Annotated in this window: 18 protein-coding genes; 14 read left to right on the top strand and 4 right to left on the bottom strand. The window is 72.9% G+C overall.

Features of this window, described 5'->3' with window-relative positions:
* The first annotated feature begins 149 nt into the window (after nt 1-149).
* Nucleotides 150-701, top strand: coding sequence for a TetR/AcrR family transcriptional regulator (locus tag IE145_RS13585; RefSeq protein ID WP_189521248.1), 552 nt, complete (start codon nt 150-152; stop codon nt 699-701).
* A complete protein-coding gene (locus IE145_RS13580; protein ID WP_189521246.1) occupies nt 698-2,242 on the top strand; it encodes an MFS transporter in 1,545 nt (514 codons plus the stop codon). The genes IE145_RS13585 and IE145_RS13580 overlap by 4 nt, the downstream gene beginning before the upstream one ends.
* A 69-nt stretch (nt 2,243-2,311) precedes the next feature.
* Here the strand turns inward: IE145_RS13580 and IE145_RS13575 are convergent, their stop codons facing one another.
* Entirely contained in the window at nt 2,312-2,983 is a 672-nt protein-coding gene (locus tag IE145_RS13575) for a lysophospholipid acyltransferase family protein (protein WP_006123280.1), read from the bottom strand.
* Nucleotides 2,984-3,246: 263 nt separating this feature from the next.
* Between IE145_RS13575 and IE145_RS13570 the strand changes: the two genes are divergently transcribed.
* The 3 genes from IE145_RS13570 (at nt 3,247) to IE145_RS13560 (ending at nt 5,631) form a co-directional block, all read left to right on the top strand.
* Nucleotides 3,247-4,407, top strand: coding sequence for a glycerophosphodiester phosphodiesterase (locus IE145_RS13570; protein WP_189521244.1), 1,161 nt, complete (start codon nt 3,247-3,249; stop codon nt 4,405-4,407).
* A 128-nt stretch (nt 4,408-4,535) separates the two neighbouring features.
* On the top strand, nt 4,536-5,081 hold the full coding sequence (locus tag IE145_RS13565; protein ID WP_189521242.1) for a sigma-70 family RNA polymerase sigma factor: 546 nt from the start codon (nt 4,536-4,538) through the stop codon (nt 5,079-5,081).
* A 46-nt stretch (nt 5,082-5,127) separates the two neighbouring features.
* Nucleotides 5,128-5,631, top strand: coding sequence for a GNAT family N-acetyltransferase (locus IE145_RS13560; protein WP_189521240.1), 504 nt, complete (start codon nt 5,128-5,130; stop codon nt 5,629-5,631).
* Nucleotides 5,632-5,681: 50 nt separating this feature from the next.
* On the opposite strand, the gene IE145_RS13555 is transcribed toward IE145_RS13560, so the two are convergent.
* Together IE145_RS13555 and IE145_RS13550 are read right to left on the bottom strand one after the other, a co-directional pair.
* A complete protein-coding gene (locus IE145_RS13555; protein WP_189521238.1) occupies nt 5,682-6,122 on the bottom strand; it encodes a hypothetical protein in 441 nt (146 codons plus the stop codon).
* A gap of 1 nt (nt 6,123) precedes the next feature.
* Complete coding sequence (locus tag IE145_RS13550; RefSeq protein ID WP_003970287.1) at nt 6,124-6,483, bottom strand: hypothetical protein; 360 nt, start codon at nt 6,481-6,483, stop codon at nt 6,124-6,126.
* A 599-nt stretch (nt 6,484-7,082) separates the two neighbouring features.
* Here IE145_RS13550 and IE145_RS13545 point away from each other — a divergent pair.
* The 8 genes from IE145_RS13545 to IE145_RS13510 all read left to right on the top strand — a co-directional run bounded on the left by IE145_RS13545 (nt 7,083) and on the right by IE145_RS13510 (nt 18,708).
* The gene (locus IE145_RS13545; RefSeq protein ID WP_189521236.1) at nt 7,083-8,162 is read left to right on the top strand and encodes a methionine ABC transporter ATP-binding protein; all 1,080 of its coding nucleotides are present in this window, start codon (nt 7,083-7,085) and stop codon (nt 8,160-8,162) included.
* Nucleotides 8,159-8,830, top strand: coding sequence for a methionine ABC transporter permease (locus IE145_RS13540; protein WP_030799984.1), 672 nt, complete (start codon nt 8,159-8,161; stop codon nt 8,828-8,830). The genes IE145_RS13545 and IE145_RS13540 overlap by 4 nt, the downstream gene beginning before the upstream one ends.
* A gap of 86 nt (nt 8,831-8,916) precedes the next feature.
* The gene (locus IE145_RS13535; protein ID WP_189521227.1) at nt 8,917-9,783 is read left to right on the top strand and encodes a MetQ/NlpA family ABC transporter substrate-binding protein; all 867 of its coding nucleotides are present in this window, start codon (nt 8,917-8,919) and stop codon (nt 9,781-9,783) included.
* A gap of 102 nt (nt 9,784-9,885) precedes the next feature.
* On the top strand, nt 9,886-10,572 hold the full coding sequence (locus tag IE145_RS13530; protein ID WP_006123267.1) for a GNAT family N-acetyltransferase: 687 nt from the start codon (nt 9,886-9,888) through the stop codon (nt 10,570-10,572).
* 223 nt (nt 10,573-10,795) lie between these two features.
* Nucleotides 10,796-12,034 (top strand): precorrin-6y C5,15-methyltransferase (decarboxylating) subunit CbiE, encoded by a 1,239-nt coding sequence (cbiE, locus tag IE145_RS13525; RefSeq protein ID WP_189521225.1) that lies wholly within the window; start codon nt 10,796-10,798, stop codon nt 12,032-12,034.
* 332 nt (nt 12,035-12,366) lie between these two features.
* On the top strand, nt 12,367-16,167 hold the full coding sequence (gene cobT / locus IE145_RS13520; protein WP_189521223.1) for a nicotinate-nucleotide--dimethylbenzimidazole phosphoribosyltransferase: 3,801 nt from the start codon (nt 12,367-12,369) through the stop codon (nt 16,165-16,167).
* A 310-nt stretch (nt 16,168-16,477) separates the two neighbouring features.
* Nucleotides 16,478-17,797, top strand: coding sequence for a uroporphyrinogen-III C-methyltransferase (gene cobA, locus IE145_RS13515; protein ID WP_189521222.1), 1,320 nt, complete (start codon nt 16,478-16,480; stop codon nt 17,795-17,797).
* Between the two features lie 92 nt (nt 17,798-17,889).
* A complete protein-coding gene (locus IE145_RS13510) occupies nt 17,890-18,708 on the top strand; it encodes a TrmH family RNA methyltransferase (protein ID WP_189521220.1) in 819 nt (272 codons plus the stop codon).
* Nucleotides 18,709-18,735: 27 nt separating this feature from the next.
* On the opposite strand, the gene IE145_RS13505 is transcribed toward IE145_RS13510, so the two are convergent.
* Nucleotides 18,736-20,052, bottom strand: a complete 1,317-nt coding sequence (locus tag IE145_RS13505) for a serine/threonine protein kinase (RefSeq protein ID WP_189521218.1) — start codon at nt 20,050-20,052, stop codon at nt 18,736-18,738.
* A 611-nt stretch (nt 20,053-20,663) separates the two neighbouring features.
* Here IE145_RS13505 and IE145_RS13500 point away from each other — a divergent pair.
* Nucleotides 20,664-20,870, top strand: coding sequence for a hypothetical protein (locus tag IE145_RS13500; protein ID WP_189521215.1), 207 nt, complete (start codon nt 20,664-20,666; stop codon nt 20,868-20,870).
* The last annotated feature ends 467 nt before the right edge of the window (nt 20,871-21,337 follow it).

The following is a 21,337-nucleotide window of genomic DNA, read 5'->3' as shown; positions in this document are numbered from 1 at the left end:
GGTTTTCCCTCCGGCCACTTTTTCGTTTCCCTCGGCCGGGTCCGGCCCGCCATCTCGCCGCCTCACTGCCTCGCCGCCTCCCCGCCTCGCTGTGAGCCCGCAGACCCTTCGATGAGACGTAAATGTCTCACATGGGTTATGATCGTCTCATGACACTCGACCGTGAGCAGGTGCTGCGCAGCGCCGCCGCTCTGCTGACCCGCAAATCGACCGCCACCATGGACGAGGTCGCCAAGGCGGCGGGCATCGGCCGGGCCACCCTCCACCGCCACTTCGCCGGGCGCGACGCCCTGGTGAAGGCGCTGGAGAACCTCGGTCTCCAGGAGTTCGAGGCGGCCCTGGACGCCGCCCGGCTCGACGAGGGCACCTCGGAGGAGGGGCTGCGCCGTCTCATCGCGGCCGTCGAGCCCAGCGCCGGGCTGATGTCCTTCCTCGTCAACGAGAACCAGCTCTTCGAGGGTGACGAGGTCAACGAGGGCTGGAACCGGGCCGACGCCAGGGTCTCCGCCTTCTTCCGCCGGGGCCAGGAACGCGGCGAGTTCCGTATCGACCTCACCCCCGCCTGGCTGACCGAGGCCCTCTACGGGCTCGTCGGCACCGGAGCCTGGTCCATCCAGGCGGGCCGGGTCGCCGCACAGGATTTCCAGTACATGATCGTCGAGCTGCTGCTCGGCGGAGCACGCCGGAGCGTGGAGCAATGATCAGCACCGAGAAGAACCCGGACACCACGGACGAGGTACGCCGTCCAGGGCGGTGGATCGCGCTCGCCGTCCTCGTCCTCGCCGTCCTGCTGGTGGCCGTGGATGCCACCGTTCTCGGTCTCGCCACCCCGTTCCTCAGCGAGGACCTGAAGCCCACCGGGACCCAGCTGCTCTGGATCGGTGACGTCTACTCCTTCGTCATCGCCGGCCTGCTCGTCTCGATGGGCAGCCTCGGCGACCGCATCGGCCGCAAGAAGCTGCTGCTGGTCGGCGCCGTGGCGTTCGGCGCGGTCTCCGTGCTCAACGCGTACGCCACCACGCCCGAGATGATGATCGTGGCCCGGGCGCTTCTCGGTGTCGCGGGCGCCACCCTGATGCCGTCCACGCTCGCCCTCATCCGCAACCTCTTCCACGACCCGCGCGAGCGCAGCCTCGCCATCGGGATCTGGGGCGCCATGGCGTCGGCGGGCGCGGCCGTCGGCCCGGTCGTCGGCGGATTCCTGCTCGAACATTTCTGGTGGGGCTCGGTCTTCCTCATCAACCTGCCCGTGATGGCCGTCCTCGTGGTCGTCGGCGTCAAGCTGATCCCCGAGTCCAGGAACCCGGCCCCCGGTCCGTGGGACATGCTCAGCGTCGGGCTCTCCCTGGTCGGCATGATCGGTGTCGTGTACGCCATCAAGGAGACGGCCTCGCACGGAGTGAGCTGGGACTCGGCGGTGGCCGCCGTCGTCGGCGTCGCCGCGCTGACCTGGTTCGTCCGCAGGCAACTGCGGCTGCCCGCGCCCCTGCTGGACATGCGGCTCTTCCACCACCGGGGCTTCTCCGGTGCGGTCCTCGCCGACCTGCTGACCATCCTCGGCCTCTCCGGCCTGGTCTTCTTCCTCTCCCAGTTCCTGCAACTGGTGCAGGGCCGCGGGCCGCTGGAGGCCGGGCTCGCCGAACTGCCCGCCGCGATCGGCGCGGTGACCGCCGGTCTGCTGGCCGGATTCGCCGCCCGCCGCTTCTCGGTCCGCTCCGTCGTCTCGGGCGGCCTGGCCGCGGTCGGTCTCGCCCTGGGCAGCGTGACCCTGCTCGACCAGCACACCGACTATCCGCTGCTCGGCGCCATGCTGCTGGTCGTCGGCGTCGGCGCGGGCTTCTCCTTCACCGTCACCGCCGACGTGATCCTCTCCAGCGTCCCGAAGGAGCAGGCGGGCTCCGCGTCCGCCGTCTCCGAGACCGCGTACGAACTGGGCGCGGCCCTCGGCATCGCCCTCCTCGGCTCCATCGTCACCGGCGTCTACCGGGGCTTCCCGACCCCGGCCGGCGTCCCCGCCGGCGTCGAGGCGGCCGCCCACGAGTCCCTGGGCGGAGCGGTCGAGTCGGCCGCGGCGCTGCCCGCCGCCCAGGCGGGTCCGCTGGTCTCGGCGGCCCAGGAGGCGTTCGTCGACGGGCTGCGGTCGGCCGCGGGCGTCGGCGCGGCGGTCCTGCTGGCGGCTGCGGTCGCCGCCTGGTTCCTGCTGCGGGGCCAGAAGCTGGAGGACGGCATCGAGCACCCGTAGGCGTACGACGAAGGGCCCACACCCCGGAGTGGGGTGCGGGCCCTCTCCGGGTCCGCGCGGCCCGCGGAATCAGGCCGCCTTCGCCTTCGTCGCGTACATGTCCACGTACTCCTGGCCGGACAGCCGCATCACCTCGGCCATCACCGAGTCCGTAACCGCCCGCAGCACATAGCGGTCGCGGTCCATGCCCTCGTACCGCGAGAACTCCATCGGCTCACCGAAGCGCACCGTGACCTTGCCCGGCCGGGGCAGGCCCGCGCCGCCCGGCTGGAGCTTGTCCGTCCCGATCATCGCGAACGGGATCACCGGCGCGCCCGTCATCAGCGTCAGCCGCGCGATGCCCGTACGGCCCCGGTAGAGCCGGCCGTCGGGGGAGCGGGTGCCCTCGGGGTAGATCGCGAAGGCCTGCCCCTCCTCCAGCACCCGGCGGCCCGTCATCAGCGCCGCGACGCCGCCCCGGCCGCCGTCCCGGTCCACCGGGATCATGCCGCAGCCGGTGAAGAACCAGGCCATCAGCCGGCCCTTGAGCCCCTTGCCCGTGACGTACTCGTCCTTGCCGATGTAGAACACCGGCCGGTCGACGCAGATCGGCATGACCATCGAGTCGATGAACGTCAGGTGGTTGCCCGCGAGGATCACCGGACCGGTCCCGGGAATGTTCTCGGCGCCCTCCACCTGGGGGCGGAACATCAGGCGCAGAATCGGTCCGAGCACTGCCTTGATGACCGTGAGACGGGACAACGGTTCCTCCGGTGTCGTGGCCGGGCCGGCCGCGGGGGAACGGGTCCCCCGGGCGGTGGCCGGTGCCGACGGATGATGGTCGGTGCAGGTGAGGACGATACTCGCGGGTATGCGCTGATCGCACATCGGGTTCACGGAGCGGATACGCGGTGTTGACATGTGTTTCCGCCACGTTGGCCGAAGGTCCGTCCTCGGTTACGTCTCCCAGCCTACGATCGGGCCTCGCTCGACCGGTCCCGGACATCACCAAGCGAGGAGCATTCATGACGGAGCGTGCGTGGAAGACCCCCGGCCGACGGGCCCTGCTGGGCGCCGCGGTCCTCGGCACCGCGGCCCTCGGCCTGCCCGCCGCCGCCCAGGCCGCCGAGCGGGGCCGTGGCCACGGCGGGGGCGGCCACGGGTCGCTGCGCGATCTGCCCGTGCCGACGGTGATCGGCCACCGCGGGGCCAGCGGCTACCGCCCCGAGCACACCCTCGGCTCCTACCAGCTGGCCCTCGACATGGGCGCCCACATCGTCGAGCAGGACCTCGTGCCGACCAAGGACGGCCACCTCGTCTGCCGTCACGAGAACGACATCACCGGCACCACCGACGTCGCCGACCACCCCGAGTTCGCCGACCGCAAGGCCACCAAGAGCATCGACGGCGTCACCTACACCGGCTGGTTCACCGAGGACTTCACCCTCGCCGAGCTCAAGACCCTGCGGGCCACGGAACGCATCCCGGGCAACCGCCCCGACAACACCCTCTACAACGGCCGGTGGACGATCCCCACCTTCGAGGAGGTCCTGCGCTGGGCCGACAAGGAGGGCCGCAAGCGCGGTGCGCCCGTCTGGCTGTACGTCGAGACCAAGCACCCCACCTACTTCCGCAAGCTCGGCCTCGGCCCGGAGGAGCCGCTCGCCCGGCTGCTGCGCCGGTACGGCCGTGACGGCAAGAACTCCGCGCTCATCCTCCAGTCCTTCGAGCCGACCTCGGTCCAGCGCCTCGCGCGCCTCGTCGACACCCCGCGCATCGTGCTGCTGTCCGGCCCGAAGTCGCGCCCCTGGGACTTCGTCGAGTCGGGCGACCCGCGCACGGTCGCGGATCTGGTGAAGCCCTCCGGGCTGAAGTGGCTGGCCTCCTTCGCCCAGGGCATCGGCCCCACCCTCGACCTGATCATCCCCAAGGACGCCTCGGGGCGGCTCACCACCCCGACGACGCTGGTGCGGGACGCGCATGCCAGGGGCCTGCTCCTGCACCCGTACACGATGCGCAACGAGAACAGCTTCCTGCCCGCCGACTTCCGGCGCGGCACCGACCCCAACGCCTACGGGGACGTGTTCGGCGCCTGCGCGGCCTACTTCGCCACCGGCATCGACGGCATCTTCGCCGACCATCCGGACACGGCGCTGCTCGCCGCGGCGGACCACGCGGGACGCTGACGGGGTACGGGGCGGCGCGCCTCCCGTACGCGAGGCGCGCCGTCAGCCGTACGCCCCCGCATGCCCCGGTCGGGTGGTGCGGCGCGACCGGAGCAACCGGCCGCCCCCACCGGCACGTCCGCCGGGGCATGACGCTTCTCGACCATGACCGCGGTCCCGCCTCCTCCACCGCTCTCGTCGTCCGCGCCCTGCAACCCCTGGTGCGCGCGGAGGCGAGGGCCGAGGCCCCGGCGGCCGGGGTCGATCCCGCCGATCTCGAACAGGGCGTCTGGGTGCGGCTCCTGGAGCGCCCGGCCGCCGCCGGACCGCCCGCCGACGCCGCCCGCTGGGTCCGCGACACCGTACGGGCCGAGGCCCGCCGCGCCCGCCGCACGGCCCGGCGGGAACGCCCGTACGCCGGAACGGAACCCGTCGCCGGGCCGGCCGACTGCCCGGAACGCGCCGCGCTCGGGGCCGCCGAACGCCGGGCGCTGCGCTCCGCGATGGCCAGGCTGCCCGGACGCTGCCCCCGGCTGCTGGAGGCGTTACTCGACCCCGGCGACCCGACCTACCGGGAAATCGCAGGGGAGTTGGGTATGTCACAGGGGAGTTTGGGTCCGATCCGTTCCCGTTGCCTTGGATGTCTGCGCAGAATGCTGGCTGCGGAGGTTGTCGCCCCATCCGTGCGGGGATAGGGAGCGGTAGGCAACCGGCGGACAGGTGAGCGGGAGGCGTGCACACATGGGCATGAGCGTGACCATCTCGGCGGCGACGGCACAGGACGTCGAGCAGATCTTCAGACTTCAGTACCTCTGCTTCCAGCGCGAGGCCGAGCTGTACGACAACTACCGGATCGACCCGCTCGTCCAGAGCCTCGACTCACTGCGCGCGGAAGTCGCCGACGACCTGGTGTTCGTGGCCCGGCTCGGGGACGAAGTCGTCGGCGCGGTCCGGGGATTCACCGATCCCGACGGCACGGGTCTGATCGGGAAGCTCTGCGTCCACCCCCGGCTCCAGGGCCACGGCCTCGGAGCCCGGCTGCTGCTGGCCGCCGAGTCGGCCCTGACCGCCGAGCGGTCGGCGACCCGCTTCCGGCTGCACAGCGGCCACCGCAGCGAGAGCAATCTGCGGCTCTACCGGAAGGCCGGATACGCCCAGGTCGGGGCCGTCACCGGGGCCGACGGCGTACAGATGGTCCTGCTGGAGAAGGACGCCGCCGAGCGGGACTTCGTGGCCAGCGCCTGAGGGGCGCCGCGCGAGGCCGGGCGGGATCGGGGCGGGCGAAGCCGCAAGCCTCAGATCGTCACCGTCTTCGCGCGGCGCAGCCAGAGCATCCCGGTGACCGGCAGGATCACCGGGATGAAGAGGTACCCCATTCCGAAGTCCGACCACACCGTCGCGTCCGGGAACGCGGTCGGCTCGGCCAGCGTCCACGCGCCGACGACCAGCACGCCCAGCAGCTCCGCCGCGCAGCACACCAGCGCCGCGCGGCGGGCCTTCTCCCCGCCGCGCACCAGCGAGTACGTGATGAAGCCGTACACCACGGCCGCCACGGCCGAGAGCACGTACGCCAGCGGCGCCCGGTCGAAGTCCACGATCATCTGGACGATCGAGCGCGAGGCCGCCGCGACCGTGAACACCCCGTAGAACCAGACCAGGACCCGCCCGGGCCCGGTGCCCAGCTCGAACGCCGGCTTCGGGTCCGCGGCCACCTCGGGGCGGTCGGTGTCGCTCACGTCAGTTTCCCCAGATGTCATAGAGCCGGACCTCCAGAACCGCCAGCACCACCGCGCCCGCCGCCACCGTGACCGAGCCCCAGCGGGTCCGCTCGGTCAACGACAGGAATCCGGCCGCGGGCACGGCGGCGAACGAACCGATCAGATAGGCGATGAACACCGCCATCCCCTGCTCCGGCCGCTCCCCGCGCGCCAGCTGCACGACGCCCACCACCAACTGGGCCAGCGCCAGCACGGAGACGACCGCCATCCCGATGAAATGCCAGTCCTTCGTCGGCTGGTCCCGGTAGGCGGCATGTCCGCACCAGGCGGCGAGGGCGAGCGCGGTCACGGCGACCGCGACCGTCAGGGCGTCAAGCATGAGTCGAGGGTATTACGGACGGAACGCCCGCCCGCGTGCGGCCCCGGCCCCCGCCCGGGCGGCCGGCGCCCCGGCCGCGCAGGGGTGGCCTTGAACACAACCGGGGGGCGAGGTTCCGCTCCCCGGCGGTGCGGGCGCCACCGGATGCACCCCCGAATCCGGCCCGTCATCGCAGGTCAAAGCCGTACGAGTCGAGCTGTTCGGCTGTACCGGAAGGCGAGCGTCCGACCATCCAGCACTGTCCGCTATGCGGACAGTCGGGATCGCCGCGACCTCACGTCTGTTTTACTTGGCCCATGACCACGACGAGCAGCCGCACCCTTGCGACCGAGGCGATCAGCACGCCCGGTGCTCGTTGTATGTGTCGAATGCGCGCCTTCTGAGGGCCCCCGCCTGAGCCTCGCGCCCCGAAGCGAGACCGAGCCTGTGCCGTTCGCAGTCCCTGGAACGAGCCTGCCCGCGCATGTGCCGCCCCGGCCGATCGCCGCCCGAGCCATGCCGAGACATCCTCCGGCCCACCAGCCCGAACAGTCTCCTCGACGAATGCCCCGTGCCCGGCGGACACCGCGCCGCGCACTCGACAGTGACGGAAACCCCCTGTGATCACCACGACGGGCCTCACGAAGGTCTACCAGTCGCGCGACCGTGAGGTCACCGCACTCGACGGCGTCGACCTGCACGTCCGCGAAGGCGAGGTGTACGGCGTCATCGGACAGAGCGGCGCCGGCAAGTCCTCCCTCATCCGCTGCGTCAACCTCCTGGAACGCCCCACCTCCGGCACCGTCACGGTGGCCGGCCAGGACCTCACCGCCCTCGCCGGCCGCGGCCGGCGGGCGAGCGCCGAGCTGCGCCGGGCGCGCACCCGCATCGGCATGGTCTTCCAGCACTTCAACCTGCTGGACTCCCGCACCGTCCTGGACAACATCGAACTGCCCCTGGAGATCCTCGGCGTCTCCGGCCAGGCGCGCACCCGCAAGGCCAGGGAGCTGCTGGACCTGGTCGGTCTCGCCGACAAGGCGAAGTCCTACCCCGGCCAGCTCTCCGGCGGCCAGAAGCAGCGCGTGGGCATAGCCCGCGCCCTCGCGGGCGACCCCCAGGTGCTGCTCTCCGACGAGGCGACCTCCGCGCTCGACCCCGAGACCACCCGCTCCATCCTCCAGTTGCTGCGCGACCTCAACCAGCAGCTCGGCCTCACCGTCCTGCTCATCACCCACGAGATGGACGTGGTGAAGACCATCTGCGACTCCGCCGCGCTCATGCGGCGCGGCCGGATCGTCGAGTCCGGGACCGTCGGCGAACTCCTCGCCACCCCCGGCTCCGAACTGGCCGACGAGCTGTTCCCGGTCGGCGGGACCGCCTCCGGCCCGGACCGCACGGTCGTCGACGTCACCTTCCACGGGGAGTCGGCCTCCCAGCCGGTCATCTCCCAGCTCTCGCGGACGTACAACATCGACATCTCGATCCTCGGCGCCGCGATGGACACCGTCGGCGGCAAGCAGATCGGCCGGATGCGCATCGAACTGCCCGGCCGGTTCGAGGAGAACGTCGTCCCCATCGGTTTCCTCCGTGAGCAGGGCCTCCAGGCCGAGGTCGTCGACGGCGGGAGCGCCGCGACCGCCGCCGCCCCCCTCGTACCGGAGCAGACGCCCGCCGCGATCACCAAGGAGGTCGTCAAGTGACCTGGTCCGAGATGCAGCCCCTGCTGACCCAGGGCACCTACGACACCCTCTACATGGTGCTGTGGTCCGCCCTGGTCACCGTCGTCGGCGGACTGCCGCTCGGTGTACTGCTGGTCCTCACCGACAAGGGCGGACTGCTCCAGAACACCGTGGTGAACAAGGTCATCGGCGTGATCGTGAACATCGGCCGCTCGCTGCCCTTCATCATCCTGCTGATCGCCCTGATCCCCTTCACCACCTGGGTCGTCGGCACCTTCATCGGCCCCACCGCGATGATCGTGCCGCTCGCCGTCGGCGCCATCCCGTTCTTCGCCCGGCTCGTCGAGACGGCGATCCGCGAGGTCGACCACGGGCTCGTCGAAGCGGTCCAGTCGATGGGCGGCTCCATCCCCACGATCGTCCGCAAGGTGCTCCTCCCACAGGCCCTGCCCTCGCTCGTCTCGGGCGTCACCACCACCCTCATCGTGCTCATCGGCTACTCCGCGATGGCCGGTGCGGTCGGCGGCGAAGGGCTCGGCTCCAAGGCCGTCACCTACGGATTCCAGCGCTTCGACAACCAGTTCATGCTGATCACCGTCGCGCTGCTGATCGTCATCGTCACCGTGATCCAGCTGATCGGCGACCTCACCGTCCGGCTGCTGGCCCGCCGCGGCCGCACCGCCTCCTGAGGCCGGCCCGCCCCCAGAACTTTCCGTCCCCACCGAGCCCGAACTCCTTGTCCGGGCGCACCACCAGTAAGAAAGAGGCACTTTTCGTGCGCAAGAACATCAAGATCACCGCGGCTGCCGCCGCCACCGCCGCCCTCGCCATCGGCCTCAGCGCCTGCGGTACGTCCTCCGACCCGGCGTCCAAGAGCGGGACCGGCGCGAACGCCGACACCTCCAAGGCCCTCGTCGTCGCCGCGTCCCCGACGCCCCACGCCGACATCCTGAACTTCGTCAAGAAGAACCTGGCGGACCAGGAAGGCCTCAAGCTGGAGGTCAAGGAGTTCACGGACTACGTCCTGCCGAACACCGCCACCCAGAACGGCCAGGTCGACGCCAACTTCTTCCAGCACAAGCCCTACCTGGACGACTTCAACGCCAAGCAGAAGACCACCATCGTCCCGGTGGTCGACGTCCACCTGGAGCCGCTCGGCCTCTACTCCAACAAGGTCAAGGACCTCAAGGACATCAAGGCCGGCCAGACCATAGCCGTCCCCAACGACACCACCAACGGCGGCCGCGCACTCCAGCTGCTCGCCGAGAACGGCCTCATCACCCTCAAGGACGGCGTCGGCACCAGCGCCAAGCTGAGCGACATCATCGACAAGAAGGGCCTGGAGTTCAAGGAGCTGGAGGCCGCCACCGTGCCCCGCGCCCTGAACGACGTGGACGCCGCCGTCATCAACGGCAACTACGCCATCGAGGCCGAGCTGGAGCCCGGCAAGGACTCCATCGCCCTGGAGAAGGCCGAGGGCAACCCGTACGCCAACTTCCTGGCGGTCAAGGACGGCAACGAGAAGGACCCGCGCGTCGAGAAGCTCGCGAAGCTCCTCAACTCCGACGAGGTCAAGAAGTTCATCGAGGACACCTACCAGGGCTCGATCGTCCCGGCCTTCGGCGCCCCCGCCAAGTCCTGACGCCTGCCCGGCACTTGCCGACGGAGCCCCGCCCCTCCCTCCCCGGAGGCGCGGGGCTCCGTCGTGCCGACCCGCCCATGCGCAAGGCGGACCCGATGCTGCATGCTGTGCTTTTACCCGGTCCTCGGCATGGAGCTGCGCATGACTACCACCTTTCCGTCCATCTCCATCAGCACGGACAGGTTGGTGATGCGCCCCTTCGAGATGGCCGACATCCCCGCGTACATCGAGATGATGAACGACGAGGCGGTCGTCGCGTGGATGGACGGACCGAACCCGTACACCCAGGTCGACGCCGAACGCTGGGTCCGCAGAATCGCCCCCGCCGAACGCACCGGCGGCCAGGGCATCGCCCTCGCCGTCACCGAGTTCCTCACCCAGCGGCTCGTCGGCAGCGTCCGCCTCCTCAACACCGACTGGCGCACCCGCTCCACGGAGGTCCGCTACATCACGGCCCCCTGGGCCCGCGGCGAGGGGTACGCCACCGAATCCGTGCTCGCCATAGCCGAATGGCTCTTCCGCGACCAGGGCTTCGAACGCATCGAGCTGCGCACCCCCGCCGACAACACCGCCTCCCAGCAGGTCGCCCAGAAGCTCGGCTGCATCAGCGAGGGCGTCCTGCGCAACGCCCGTATCGCCCGCACCCGCACCGAGAACGGCACCGACGGCGGCTGGACCGACATCCGCACCGACCTGATCGTCTGGGGACTCCTCCCCGAGGACCTCGAAGGGGTCGCCGAACAGCTCGCGGACGCCGGCGGCTACGGCACGTACAACGACTGGAAGTAGAGTCCAGGGCCGCCCCGGGGCCACCCGCGGGCCCAAGGTCCGGACCAGGTACTCTCACCCCTGCCCGGCACCGCACGGGAAACATCCCGCACCGCAGGGGAGCATCCAGCACCTGCCGGGGAACACCCCGCACCCACCGGGGAACACCCCCGCACCGCAGGGAACACCCCGCACCGCACGGGTGAACGCCCCACCCCTCCGACACCTCAGGAGACAGACGACGATGGCCGACCGGGTCACGGTGATCGGCTGGGACGGCTCGCCACTGCCCGGAGCGGCCACGGCCGCGCTCTCGGCCGCCACGCTCGTCGCCGGCGCCGCCCACCACCTCGCCCTGCCGGAAGTGCCCCCGAACGCCGAACGCATCAGACTCGGCAGCGTCGACCTCGCCGCCCGCAGGATCGCCGGACACCGCGGCAGCGCCGTGGTCCTGGCCGACGGCGACCCCGGTTTCTTCGGCGTCGTCCGCACCCTGCGCGCCCGCGAACACGGCCTGGAGGTCGAGGTCGTCCCCGCCGTCTCCTCCGTGGCCACCGCCTTCGCCCGGGCCGGTATGCCGTGGGACGACGCCCAGATCGTCGTCGCCCACCCCCGCACCCTGCGCCGCGCGGTCAACGTCTGCCGCGCCCACCACAAGGTCGCCGTCCTCACCTCACCGGGCGCCGGCCCCGCCGAACTGGCCCTCCTGCTCGACGGGATCCACCGCACCTTCGTCATCTGCGAGGAGCTGGGCACCGACCGCGAACGCGTCACCGTCCTCACCTCCGACAAGGCGGCCGACCACGCCTGGCGCGACCCCAACGTCGTGATCGTCATCGGCAGTGGCCCCGAGACCACCGCGGCGGGCGCCTGGATCGCCGGCCGCCAACCCGCCTACCCCCAGGGCATACGCGGCTGGGCCCTGCCCGCCCGCGCCTACCGGGCCGCCGGGGCCGAACGCATGCAGGAGTCCGGCGAGGGCGAGTTCCCCGGACTGCGCGCCGCGCAGCTCGCCCGCCTCGGCCCCCGCACCGGCGACCTGCTCTGGGACATCGGCTCCGGCAGTGGCGCCCTCGCCGTCGAGGCGGCCCGCTTCGGCGCGGCGGTCCTCGCCGTGGACGCCGACCCGGCCGCCTGCGCCCGCACCGAGGCCGCCGCCCGCGCCTTCGGCGTCCCCGTCCAGGTCGTCCGCGGCAGCGCCCCGCACGTCCTGGAACGGCTGCCCGAACCCGACGTCGTACGGATCGGCGGCGGGGGAGCCCCGGTGGTCCGGGCCGTCGTGGACCGGCGGCCGGAACGCATCGTCACGCACGCCTCCAACCGGGACGAGGCCGAGGCGCTCGGCGCGGCCCTCACCGGCAACGGCTACACCGTCGAATGCTCGCTGCTCCAGTCCGTCGACCTGGACACCGAGGTGTGGACCGAGCGGGAGAGGTCCGTCGTGTTCCTTCTCTCCGCGGGGCGTTCGGACCTCGCCCCCTGATCCGTTACGCCCGGTACGCGAGGTAGGCTGGCCGATTGTTGTACCGCGCCCGGGCGTTCGTCGTTTCGTTCGTCAATGTCCGGAAAAGTGGACTGTTTTGGTCCGCCCTGTGGTACGGCACAACCCGGGGGACGCGCAACGTGGCGCAGTCCACAGTGAGCCGTGGCAGAACTGCCTGTCGCGGCGGCGATCGGCCGCGAGAATAGGAAGCCCGCGGGCGTTTCGTGCCGCGCGGCGAGCCCGCTCGTTCTTGATGACGAGCACCGGCGTGCCGTGGTTCGGCGTCCCGGGCGAAGGGCCGAAGGAGCACTGACGATGGGCGAGGGGTACGCATGACTGACACCGGCCAGATCCCGGGCGAGGGACTGCCGGAGAACGCAGGCATGGTGGAGCAGCCGGGCGTCCCCGCCCCGGACGCGCACACCTTCCTCGACCCCTCCGAGCACACTCCCGAGCACACTCCCGAGGACGACGACCTCCTGCTGATGCCGACCTCCCAGGGCGCCTGGAGCGACCATCAGGCCGCCCCTGCCCCTGCCCCCGCCCTCGCGCAGGGCCAGCCCCTCGCGCAGCCGGCGGTGCCGCCCGTGGCCGAGCACGGTCCGGTGCAGCCCCAGCCGCAGGTGTCCGCGCAGCAGGTCCAGGCAGCCCCCGCCGCTGAGACGCCCAGCACGCACGAGACCGTTGGCCGCGACTCCGGCTCCGTGGACCTCAACGGCGTACGCGTCCCGGCGCCCGCCCCCGCACCGGTGGGCGCGCACACCGCCCCCGCCCCCGCGCGCCGCCCCCTGCACCGGGGCCCGGCCGCCGCCGACCCCCCGTCGTACGGCGGCGGCACACAGGGCGGCGTCGTACGCTCCCTGGCCGACCGCGGCCCCGCCGGTTCCACGCGGACCGCCGCCCCCGCACGCCACGCGGGCCCGCCGACGACCGGCCCCGAGTACTTGGACATCCCGGCCGAGGACCCCTCGGCCCTGCCGGGCCCGCAGCTCGGCGAGATCCCGCCGCAGGCCGGCGCCCCGTGGGGAGCGGCCCAGCCGGAGCAGCCCGTGGCGGAGCCGGTGCCTGCCGCCGAGCAGCCCGCTGCCGAGCCGGTTCAGCAGCCGGAGCAGATCGTCGCGGAGCCGGAGCAGGCTGTCGTGGCCGAACAGCCGGTGACGGAGCCCGCGGTGGCCGAGCAGGCCGAGGCGGTGACGGAGCCCGCGGTGGCCGAGCAGGCCGACCAGGCCGAGGCGGTGGCGGAGCAGCCGGTCCCGGCCGAGCAGCCGGTTCAGACGGCTCCGCCGGTCCAGCAGCCGGAGCAGGCGCCCGTGTCAGCCCCCGAGGACGCCCTGGCGGCCCCGGCGGCCCCGGCCGAGCAGCTGCACCAACCGGTGCAGCCGGACCAGCCGGACCAGCCGGCCCAGCCGGCCCAGCCGGTGCAGCCCGCGCAGCCCGCTGCCGGTGTGCAGCCCGAGCCGGCCCCGGAGGCCGTTCCGGCAGAAACGGTCGTTCCCGGGCCGGTCGCGGTGGCGATGCCCCCCGCCGGGCCGATCCTCGTCCCGGAGCCCGAAGCGGCACAGCCTCAGGCCCCGGCCGAACCGGTGGAAGCGCCCGTCCAGCTCCCGGCCGACGAAGTGACCGCACAGGAGCTGCCGGAGCCGGTGGAGCCGGTGGAGCCGGTGGAGGCCCAGCAGGCCGTCGCCGTGACCCCGGAATCCGCAGCACCGGCTGCCCCGATGGAGGCCGCCGCCCCGGAGCCCCAGGCTCCGGTGGAGGCCCAGCCCGTCGTCGAGCCGGTGGCACAGCCCGACCCCGCGGTGCAGCCTGAGCAGGTGGCACAGCCCGAGCAGGAGCAGCCCGTCGAGCCGACGCCGGCCGCAGCGGTGGCCGAAGGCCCGGAGGCGGTCGTGGCTCCGGAGCCTGCCGTGGCACAGCCCGAGCAGATGGCTGTGCCGCCCACCCCCGAGCCCGTACAGCCGGAGCCTGCACAGCCGGAGCTGGCCGCGGAAGAGCCGGAGCTGGCCACTGCCGAGCCGGTCGCGGCAGAGCCGGTCGCGCCCGCCGAGGCCGTCGCCGAGGAAACGGCCGGAGGCGACGCGCCGGAGCAGGAAGCGGCCCCCGCTCCCGCCCCCGTGGTCGAGCCCCCGGTGGCCGTGACCGAGCCCGAGGCGGCCCCCGTGGTCGCGCCCGACGCCGAGGACGGTACCGGCCCCGAGGTCATCGAGACGCCGGAGCTCCTTCCGGAGCAGCAGCCGCAGCCGCAGGCACATGCCGAGGAGGCACAGGCCGAGGCGGCGCGGCAGTTCCAGGAGTCACCGCGGCATGCCGAGGCGGAACAGCAGCCGGTGGCGGCAGCGCCGCCCGAGGAGTCGGTGGAGCCGCTGGAGGCCGTGGAGTCCGCCGAGCAGCCGGCGGCCACCCCGCCCGCTCCCGGTTACGACGACGCCGAGCGCGAAGCGGTGCTGCGGGTCATGCGCGAACGCCGGGACATCCGCAACGGGTTCCGCAGCGACCCGATTCCGCACGAGGTTCTGCTCCGGGTGCTGGAGGCGGCGCACACCGCGCCGAGCGTCGGCCACTCGCAGCCGTGGGACTTCGTCGTCATCCGCTCGGCGGAGACCCGCCGCTCCATGCACGAACTGGCCCAGCGCCAGCGCGACGCCTACGCCAAGTCGCTGCCCAAGGGCCGGGCGAAGCAGTTCAAGGAACTGAAGATCGAGGCGATCCTCGACACCCCGGTCAACATCGTCGTGACCGCCGACCCGACCCGTGGCGGCCGCCACACCCTCGGCCGTCACACGCAGCCGCAGATGGCCCCGTACTCCTCGGCGCTGGCCGTGGAGAACCTGTGGCTGGCGGCCCGGGCCGAGGGCCTCGGCGTCGGCTGGGTCAGCTTCTTCGACGAGCGCGAGATGGTCCGTGCGCTGGGCCTGCCCGAGCACCTGGAGGTCGTGGCCTACCTCTGCGTCGGTTACGTCGACGAGTTCCCCGAGGAGCCCGAGCTGCTGCAGGCGGGCTGGTCGAAGCGCCGCCCGCTGTCCTGGGTCGTCCACGAGGAGACGTACGGCCGTCGCGCGCTGCCCGGCGCCGAGCCGCACGACCTGCTCCAGGAGACGATCTCCGCGATCCGCCCGCTGGACGCCAAGGCGCTCGGCGAGGCGTGGGAACGCCAGAAGCGGATGACGAAGCCCGCCGGGGCGCTCGGCATGCTGGAGATCATCTCCGCACAGCTGTCCGGGCTCTCCCGGATGTGCCCGCCGCCGATCCCGGAGCCCGCGGCCGTCGCGATCTTCGCCGGTGACCACGGGGTGCACGCCCAGGGGGTCACCGCCTGGCCGCAGGAGGTCACCGCCCAGATGGTGGCGAACTTCCTCGGCGGCGGAGCCGTCTGCAACGCCTTCGCGGCCCAGGTCGGCGCGGAGGTCTGTGTCGTGGACGTCGGCGTGGCGACGGACCTGCCCGCGACGCCCGGTCTGCTGCCCCGCAAGGTGCGCCCGGGTACGGCGGACTTCACGACCGGCCCCGCGCTCACCCGCGAAGAGGTGCTGGCCGCGATCGAGGTCGGCATCGAGACGGCCAGGGACCTGGTGGCGGCGGGCAACAAGGCGCTGCTCACCGGCGAGATGGGCATCGCGAACACCACGGCGTCGGCCGCTCTGATCTGCGTCTACACGGGGATCGACGCCGCCGAGGTGACCGGCCGGGGGACCGGCATCAACGACGAGATGCACGCCCGCAAGGTCGACGTCGTACGCCGCGCCCTCGACCTGCACCAGCCGGACCCGGCCGACCCGATCGGCGTGCTCGCGGCCGTGGGCGGCCTGGAACACGCGGCGATGGCGGGCTTCCTGCTGGGCGGCGCCTCCCTGCGTACGCCGGTGATCCTCGACGGCGTGAGCGCGGGGGCGGCCGCCCTGGTCGCCCGGGCCATCGCCCCCGAGGCACTGGCCGCCTGCATCGCGGGCCACCGCAGCGCGGAGCCCGGCCACGTCGCCGCGCTCAACAAGCTGGGCCTGCGCCCCTTGGTCGACCTCGACCTCCGCCTGGGCGAGGGCACCGGCGCGCTGCTGGCACTCCCGATCGTGCAGAGCGCGGCACGGGCGATGCACGAGGTGGCGACGTTCGACTCGGCAGGCGTAACGGAGAAGTAGAACACCCGGCTCCGCCCCGGTCCCGCCCCTTCGGTGCTTGAGGAGGGGGCCCGGGGCGGAGCCCCGAGACCCAGCGAACCCGGCCCACCCCGGCCCGTCCGGCGCTTGAGGACGAAACCGGGCCCGGGGCGGAGCCCCGGTTCCGGGAAGGGGCGGGGCAGGGGAGAAGTCCCGCCGCAGGCGCCCCGCCGCACCCCCGGCGTCCACCCCGTATCGTGTTCCCACCCGCATCTCCACTTTCCGCACGTCACAGCCGCTCCACCGCCGCAGCGGCAAGAAACGCAGCACCCGCACGAGGAGCCGTACCGCCATGGCCGAGCACGCAGACCACGCCGACCGCTCAGGTCACGCCGACCCCGCGGGTCACACCGACCACGCCGACCACCCCGCGTACCCCGTAGGCCTGCGCCTGCACGGCCGCCGCGTCGTCGTCATCGGCGGCGGACAGGTCGCCCAGCGCAGGCTGCCGCAGCTCATCGCCACCGGTGCCGCCATCACCCTGATCTCCCCCTCCGCCACCCCCTCCGTCGAGGCGATGGCGGACGCCGGGGAGATCCGCTGGGAGCGCCGCCGCTACCAGGACGGCGACCTCGCCGACACCTGGTACGCCCTCGTCGCCTCCTCCGACTCCACGGCCAACGACGCCGCCTCCGCCGAGGCCGAGCGCACCCGCACCTGGTGCGTCCGGTCCGACGACGCCGAGGCCGCCACCGCCTGGACCCCGGCCACCGGCCGCATCGAGAACATCACCGTCGCCGTCCTCAACACCACCCCCCGAGGCCGCGACCCCCGGCACTCCGCCGCCCTCCGCGACGCCATCGTCGAAGGCCTGCGCGACGGCACCCTCGCCGCCCCGCACCACCGCACCCGCGCCCCCGGCGTCGCGCTCGTCGGCGGCGGCCCCGGCGACCCGGACCTGATCACCGTCCGGGGCCGCCGCCTCCTCGCCGAGGCCGACGTGGTCATCGCCGACCGCCTCGGCCCCCGCGACCTGCTCGACGAACTGCCGCCGCACGTCGAGGTCATCGACGCCGCGAAGATCCCGTACGGCCGGTTCATGGCCCAGGAGGCGATCAACCAGGCGCTCATCGAGCACGCCAAGGCGGGCAAGTCCGTGGTCCGGCTCAAGGGCGGCGACCCGTTCGTCTTCGGCCGCGGCATGGAGGAGGCCCAGGCGCTGGCCGCCGAGGGCATCCCCTGCACGGTCGTCCCCGGTATCTCCAGCACCATCTCCGTCCCCGGGGCGGCCGGCATCCCGGTCACCCACCGGGGCGTCGCCCACGAGTTCACCGTGGTCAGCGGCCACGTCGCCCCCGAGGACCCGCGCTCGCTGGTCGACTGGGAGGCGATCGCCCGGCTGCGAGGCACCCTGGTCCTCCTCATGGCCGTCGACAAGATCGGCGCCATCGCCGCCGCCCTGATCGCCCACGGCAAGGACCCGGCCACCCCGGTCGCCCTCGTCCAGGAGGGCACCACTGCCGCCCAGCGCCGGGTCGACGCGACCCTCGCGGACGTCGGGGAGCGAGTCGTGGCCGAGGACGTACGGCCGCCCGCCGTGATCGTCATCGGCGACGTCGTCGCGGTCGGCCCGGACTCCGCGCCGTCCCCCGTCCAGGAAGCGGCCGAGTAGGCAAGGGTCCACCCCCCCCGCCCCGTAACCCGCGGTTACGCGACTCCCTCCCGGGCGTTGGCACCGCACACCGGACAAGGCAGTATCACCCTGTGGCAGAACTCATCACCGTCGACGACCCCGACGACCCGAGGCTGAGCGACTACATCGGCCTGACCGACGTCGAGCTGCGACGACGGCGCGAACCCGCCGAAGGCCTCTTCATCGCCGAGGGCGAGAAGGTGATCCGCCGCGCCCGGCAGACCGGGTACGAGATGCGGTCCATGCTGCTCTCGGCCAAGTGGGTCGACGTGATGCGCGATGTCATCGACGAGGTCCCGGCCCCGGTGTACGCGGTCGCCCCCGAGCTGGCCGAACGCGTCACCGGATACCACGTCCACCGCGGCGCGCTCGCGTCCATGCAGCGCAAGCCGCTGCCCGCCGCCGACGAACTGCTCGCCACCGCGCGCCGGGTCGTGGTCATGGAGTCGGTGAACGACCACACCAACATCGGCGCCATCTTCCGCAGCGCGGCGGCCCTCGGCATGGACGCGGTCCTGCTCTCCCCGGACTGCGCCGACCCGCTCTACCGGCGCTCCGTCAAGGTCTCGATGGGCGCGGTCTTCTCCGTCCCCTACGCCCGGCTCGAAGCCTGGCCCCAGTCGCTGGAAACGGTACGGGAGGCCGGCTTCCGGCTTCTCGCCCTCACCCCGGACGCCAAGGCCACCAGCATCGACGAGGCGGCCCCGCACCGGTTGGAACGGGTGGCGCTGATGCTCGGAGCCGAGGGCGACGGGCTGTCCACGCGGGCCCTGATGGCCGCCGACGAATGGGTTCGCATCCCGATGGCGCACGGCGTCGACTCACTGAACGTGGGCGCCGCCGCCGCGGTCGCCTTCTACGCGGTGGCCACGGGGCGGCCGGAGAACTGAGCACGGACGGCTCGGCCGGACCGGACCTCAGGGGGCAGACGCAGCCGCCCGTGCCTGCGACACCCCGCCCGGCGCCCGCTCGCCCTCGCCCAGCCCGCGCGCCGGCCCCTGGCAGCCCTGCGCCGCCGCGATGCCCAGCGCCACCAGCAACGTCACCACGACGAACACCACCAGCCGCTGACGCAGCAGCCGCGGATTGGCCGGACGCCGCCCCGCCGAGGTCGTGCGGCCCCCGGAACGCGTCCCCGGGCGCCCGTTCGTCCCGGCCGGGGCCCCCGGCCGCTTCCCGCTCTTCCCACCCGAACGCGTCGTGTTGCGCGACGCCTGCGGCGGGCGCGATCCACCGGTGCGCGGCGGCCCCGAACGCACCGGCGCGCCACGCCTGCCGGGCTGGGGACGGGAGCCGGACGGCGCCTCCGCACGACGGGTGTGCTGATCGGCGTACGGATCGGCCATCCGCCCCGTCGGCCGTTCGGCGTCCCGGGCGGAACGCTGCACGGGCGGCCGGCTCTCGTGCAGCCCCTGAGCCTCGCGCGCCGCGATCTCCTTGAGCCGCATGGACAGTTGCAGGGTGCTGGGCCGCTCCTCCGGATCCTTCGCCAGACAGGCGCTGATCAGCGGGGCCAACGCGTCGTGCACCCCGCGCAGCTGCGCCTCCTCGTGCACCACGCGGTACAGCATCACCTCGGAACTGCCGTGCCCGAACGGGGAGTCGGCCATCGCCGCGTACGCCAGGGTCGCGCCGAGCGAGAACACGTCCGTCGCGGGCGTCACCGCCGCGCCCCGGACCTGCTCGGGCGCGAGGAATCCGGGCGACCCCACCGCCGTACCGACGTGGGTGAGGGTGCTCGCCCCGGTCGCCCAGGCGATACCGAAGTCGATGATGCGGGGACCTTTGGGGGAGAGGAGGATGTTCGACGGCTTCAGGTCCCGGTGGACCACCCCCGCCTCGTGCACCGCCACCAGGCCCTCGGAGAGCGCCGCCCCGATCGAGGCGACCTCCGCGGCGGCCAGCGGCCCTTCCTCGGCGACCTTGTCGTGCAGCGAGGGGCCGGGCACGTACTGCGTGGCGAACCACGGGCGGTCCGCCTCCAGATCGGCGGCGACCAGCCGGGCCGTGCAACCGCCGCGGATCCGCCGGGCCGCCGACACCTCGCGCGCGAACCGGGAACGGAACTCCTGATCCTCCGCCAGGTCGGGCCGGATCACCTTGAGCGCGACCCGCTGGCCGCGCCGGTCGGAGCCGAGGTAGACGACGCCCATGCCGCCCGCGCCGAGCCGCCGGTGCAGCCGGAACGAGCCGACGAGACGCGGGTCCTCGCGCCGGAGCCGCATCATCGCCATCGTCTGCCCATCCCCGCTGCCTGGTCCGCCTGACGAGGCACAGCTTACGTACCCCGCGCCCGACGCGCTCAGAGGCCGCGCCCTCGCCCGGGTTTCGATTGTCCGTGCCGGACGGCAGAAATGAAGAGGGATCAGTGCGCGGCGGATCCGGGCCCGTCGGCCGCCCGGTCGCCCCAAACGGCCACCGGGGCAAAGGGATTGGATCACCGGGCGAACGCCGGGGAAGGACTGCCGCCCAGGACGCGACCACCGCCGCCGCGTACGGGGCGGAGGTGCCCCCGGTGGCCCCGGGTGCGGCGGCCGTCCGCCGGGCAGCGGTGGACGTGAGTGAAGTCACCCGCCGACGCCCTTCCCGGGCCCTGGCCGTACCGGGCCCGTACCCGGCGGGCCCCGGCGCCCCCTCCGGGATGACCCCAACCTTCAGTGGCCCGCCTCCACCCAGGGGAGTACGCCGATCGACGACGGCTCATCCTCCGGGAGGCCCGGTATTCGGTACGCGGGCATGACGCCCTGTGCTCGCCGCTTACCTAATGTTGAGATCAAGCGGCGGGTGAAGCACTCGTCCCCCGAGGTCACGCCCGCCGCTTCCCGATCAGGTCAGGAGAGGAACCATGGCGGACACGGCAACGCGGACGGTGGTCCGCATGCGGGGCCGCAAGGCGTACGCCTCGTTCGGCGCCCGCCCGTCCGGCACCCGTCACCCGTTGGTGGCGACGGCCATGGTCCTTCCCCTGGCGACCCTGCTGGCGGTCGTCTTCGGCGGCTGGGAAGCGGTGGTCACACAGGCGTCGTCCGTGGCGGTGATGCTGGGGCGCTGAGCGGCGCCCGGGGTCCGGAAGAGCGGTCCGGACCCACACATCCGGCCAACAGCCCCGTGGGGACGGGGGTGCGGCGGACGGCAGCGTTTGTCCGGTCAGCTGGGGAGCTGACCGGGCATCGCGCTGTCCGGGCCCGGATGCTCACGGCGATCCGTGCCGAGGTGCTTACCGGGCGTCAGGGCCTGGCCTTCCCCATCGGCCGGGCCGAGGCGCTTTCCGGGCGTCCCGGGCCCAGGCGCTCCCCGGTGGTCCGGCCCTGAGGCTTTCCTGTTGTCCGTGCCGAGGTGCCTTCCGGTCGTCCGGGCCAAGTACTCCCCGGTTGTCCGTGCCGAGGTGCCTTCCGGTCGTCCGGGCCAAGTACTCCCCGGTTGTCCGTGCCGAGGTGCCTTCCGGTCGTCCGGGCCAAGCACTCCCCGGCTGTCCGTGCCGAGGTGCCTTCCGGCTGTCCGGGGCCGGACGCTTCCCGG

The sequence above is a fragment of the Streptomyces sindenensis genome, assembly GCF_014649035.1.
In the GTDB taxonomy this organism is placed as follows: Bacteria; Actinomycetota; Actinomycetes; order Streptomycetales; family Streptomycetaceae; genus Streptomyces; species Streptomyces sindenensis.
The sequence above is the reverse complement of the archived record's forward strand: the minus strand, read 5'-3'. Positions and strand labels throughout refer to the sequence as shown.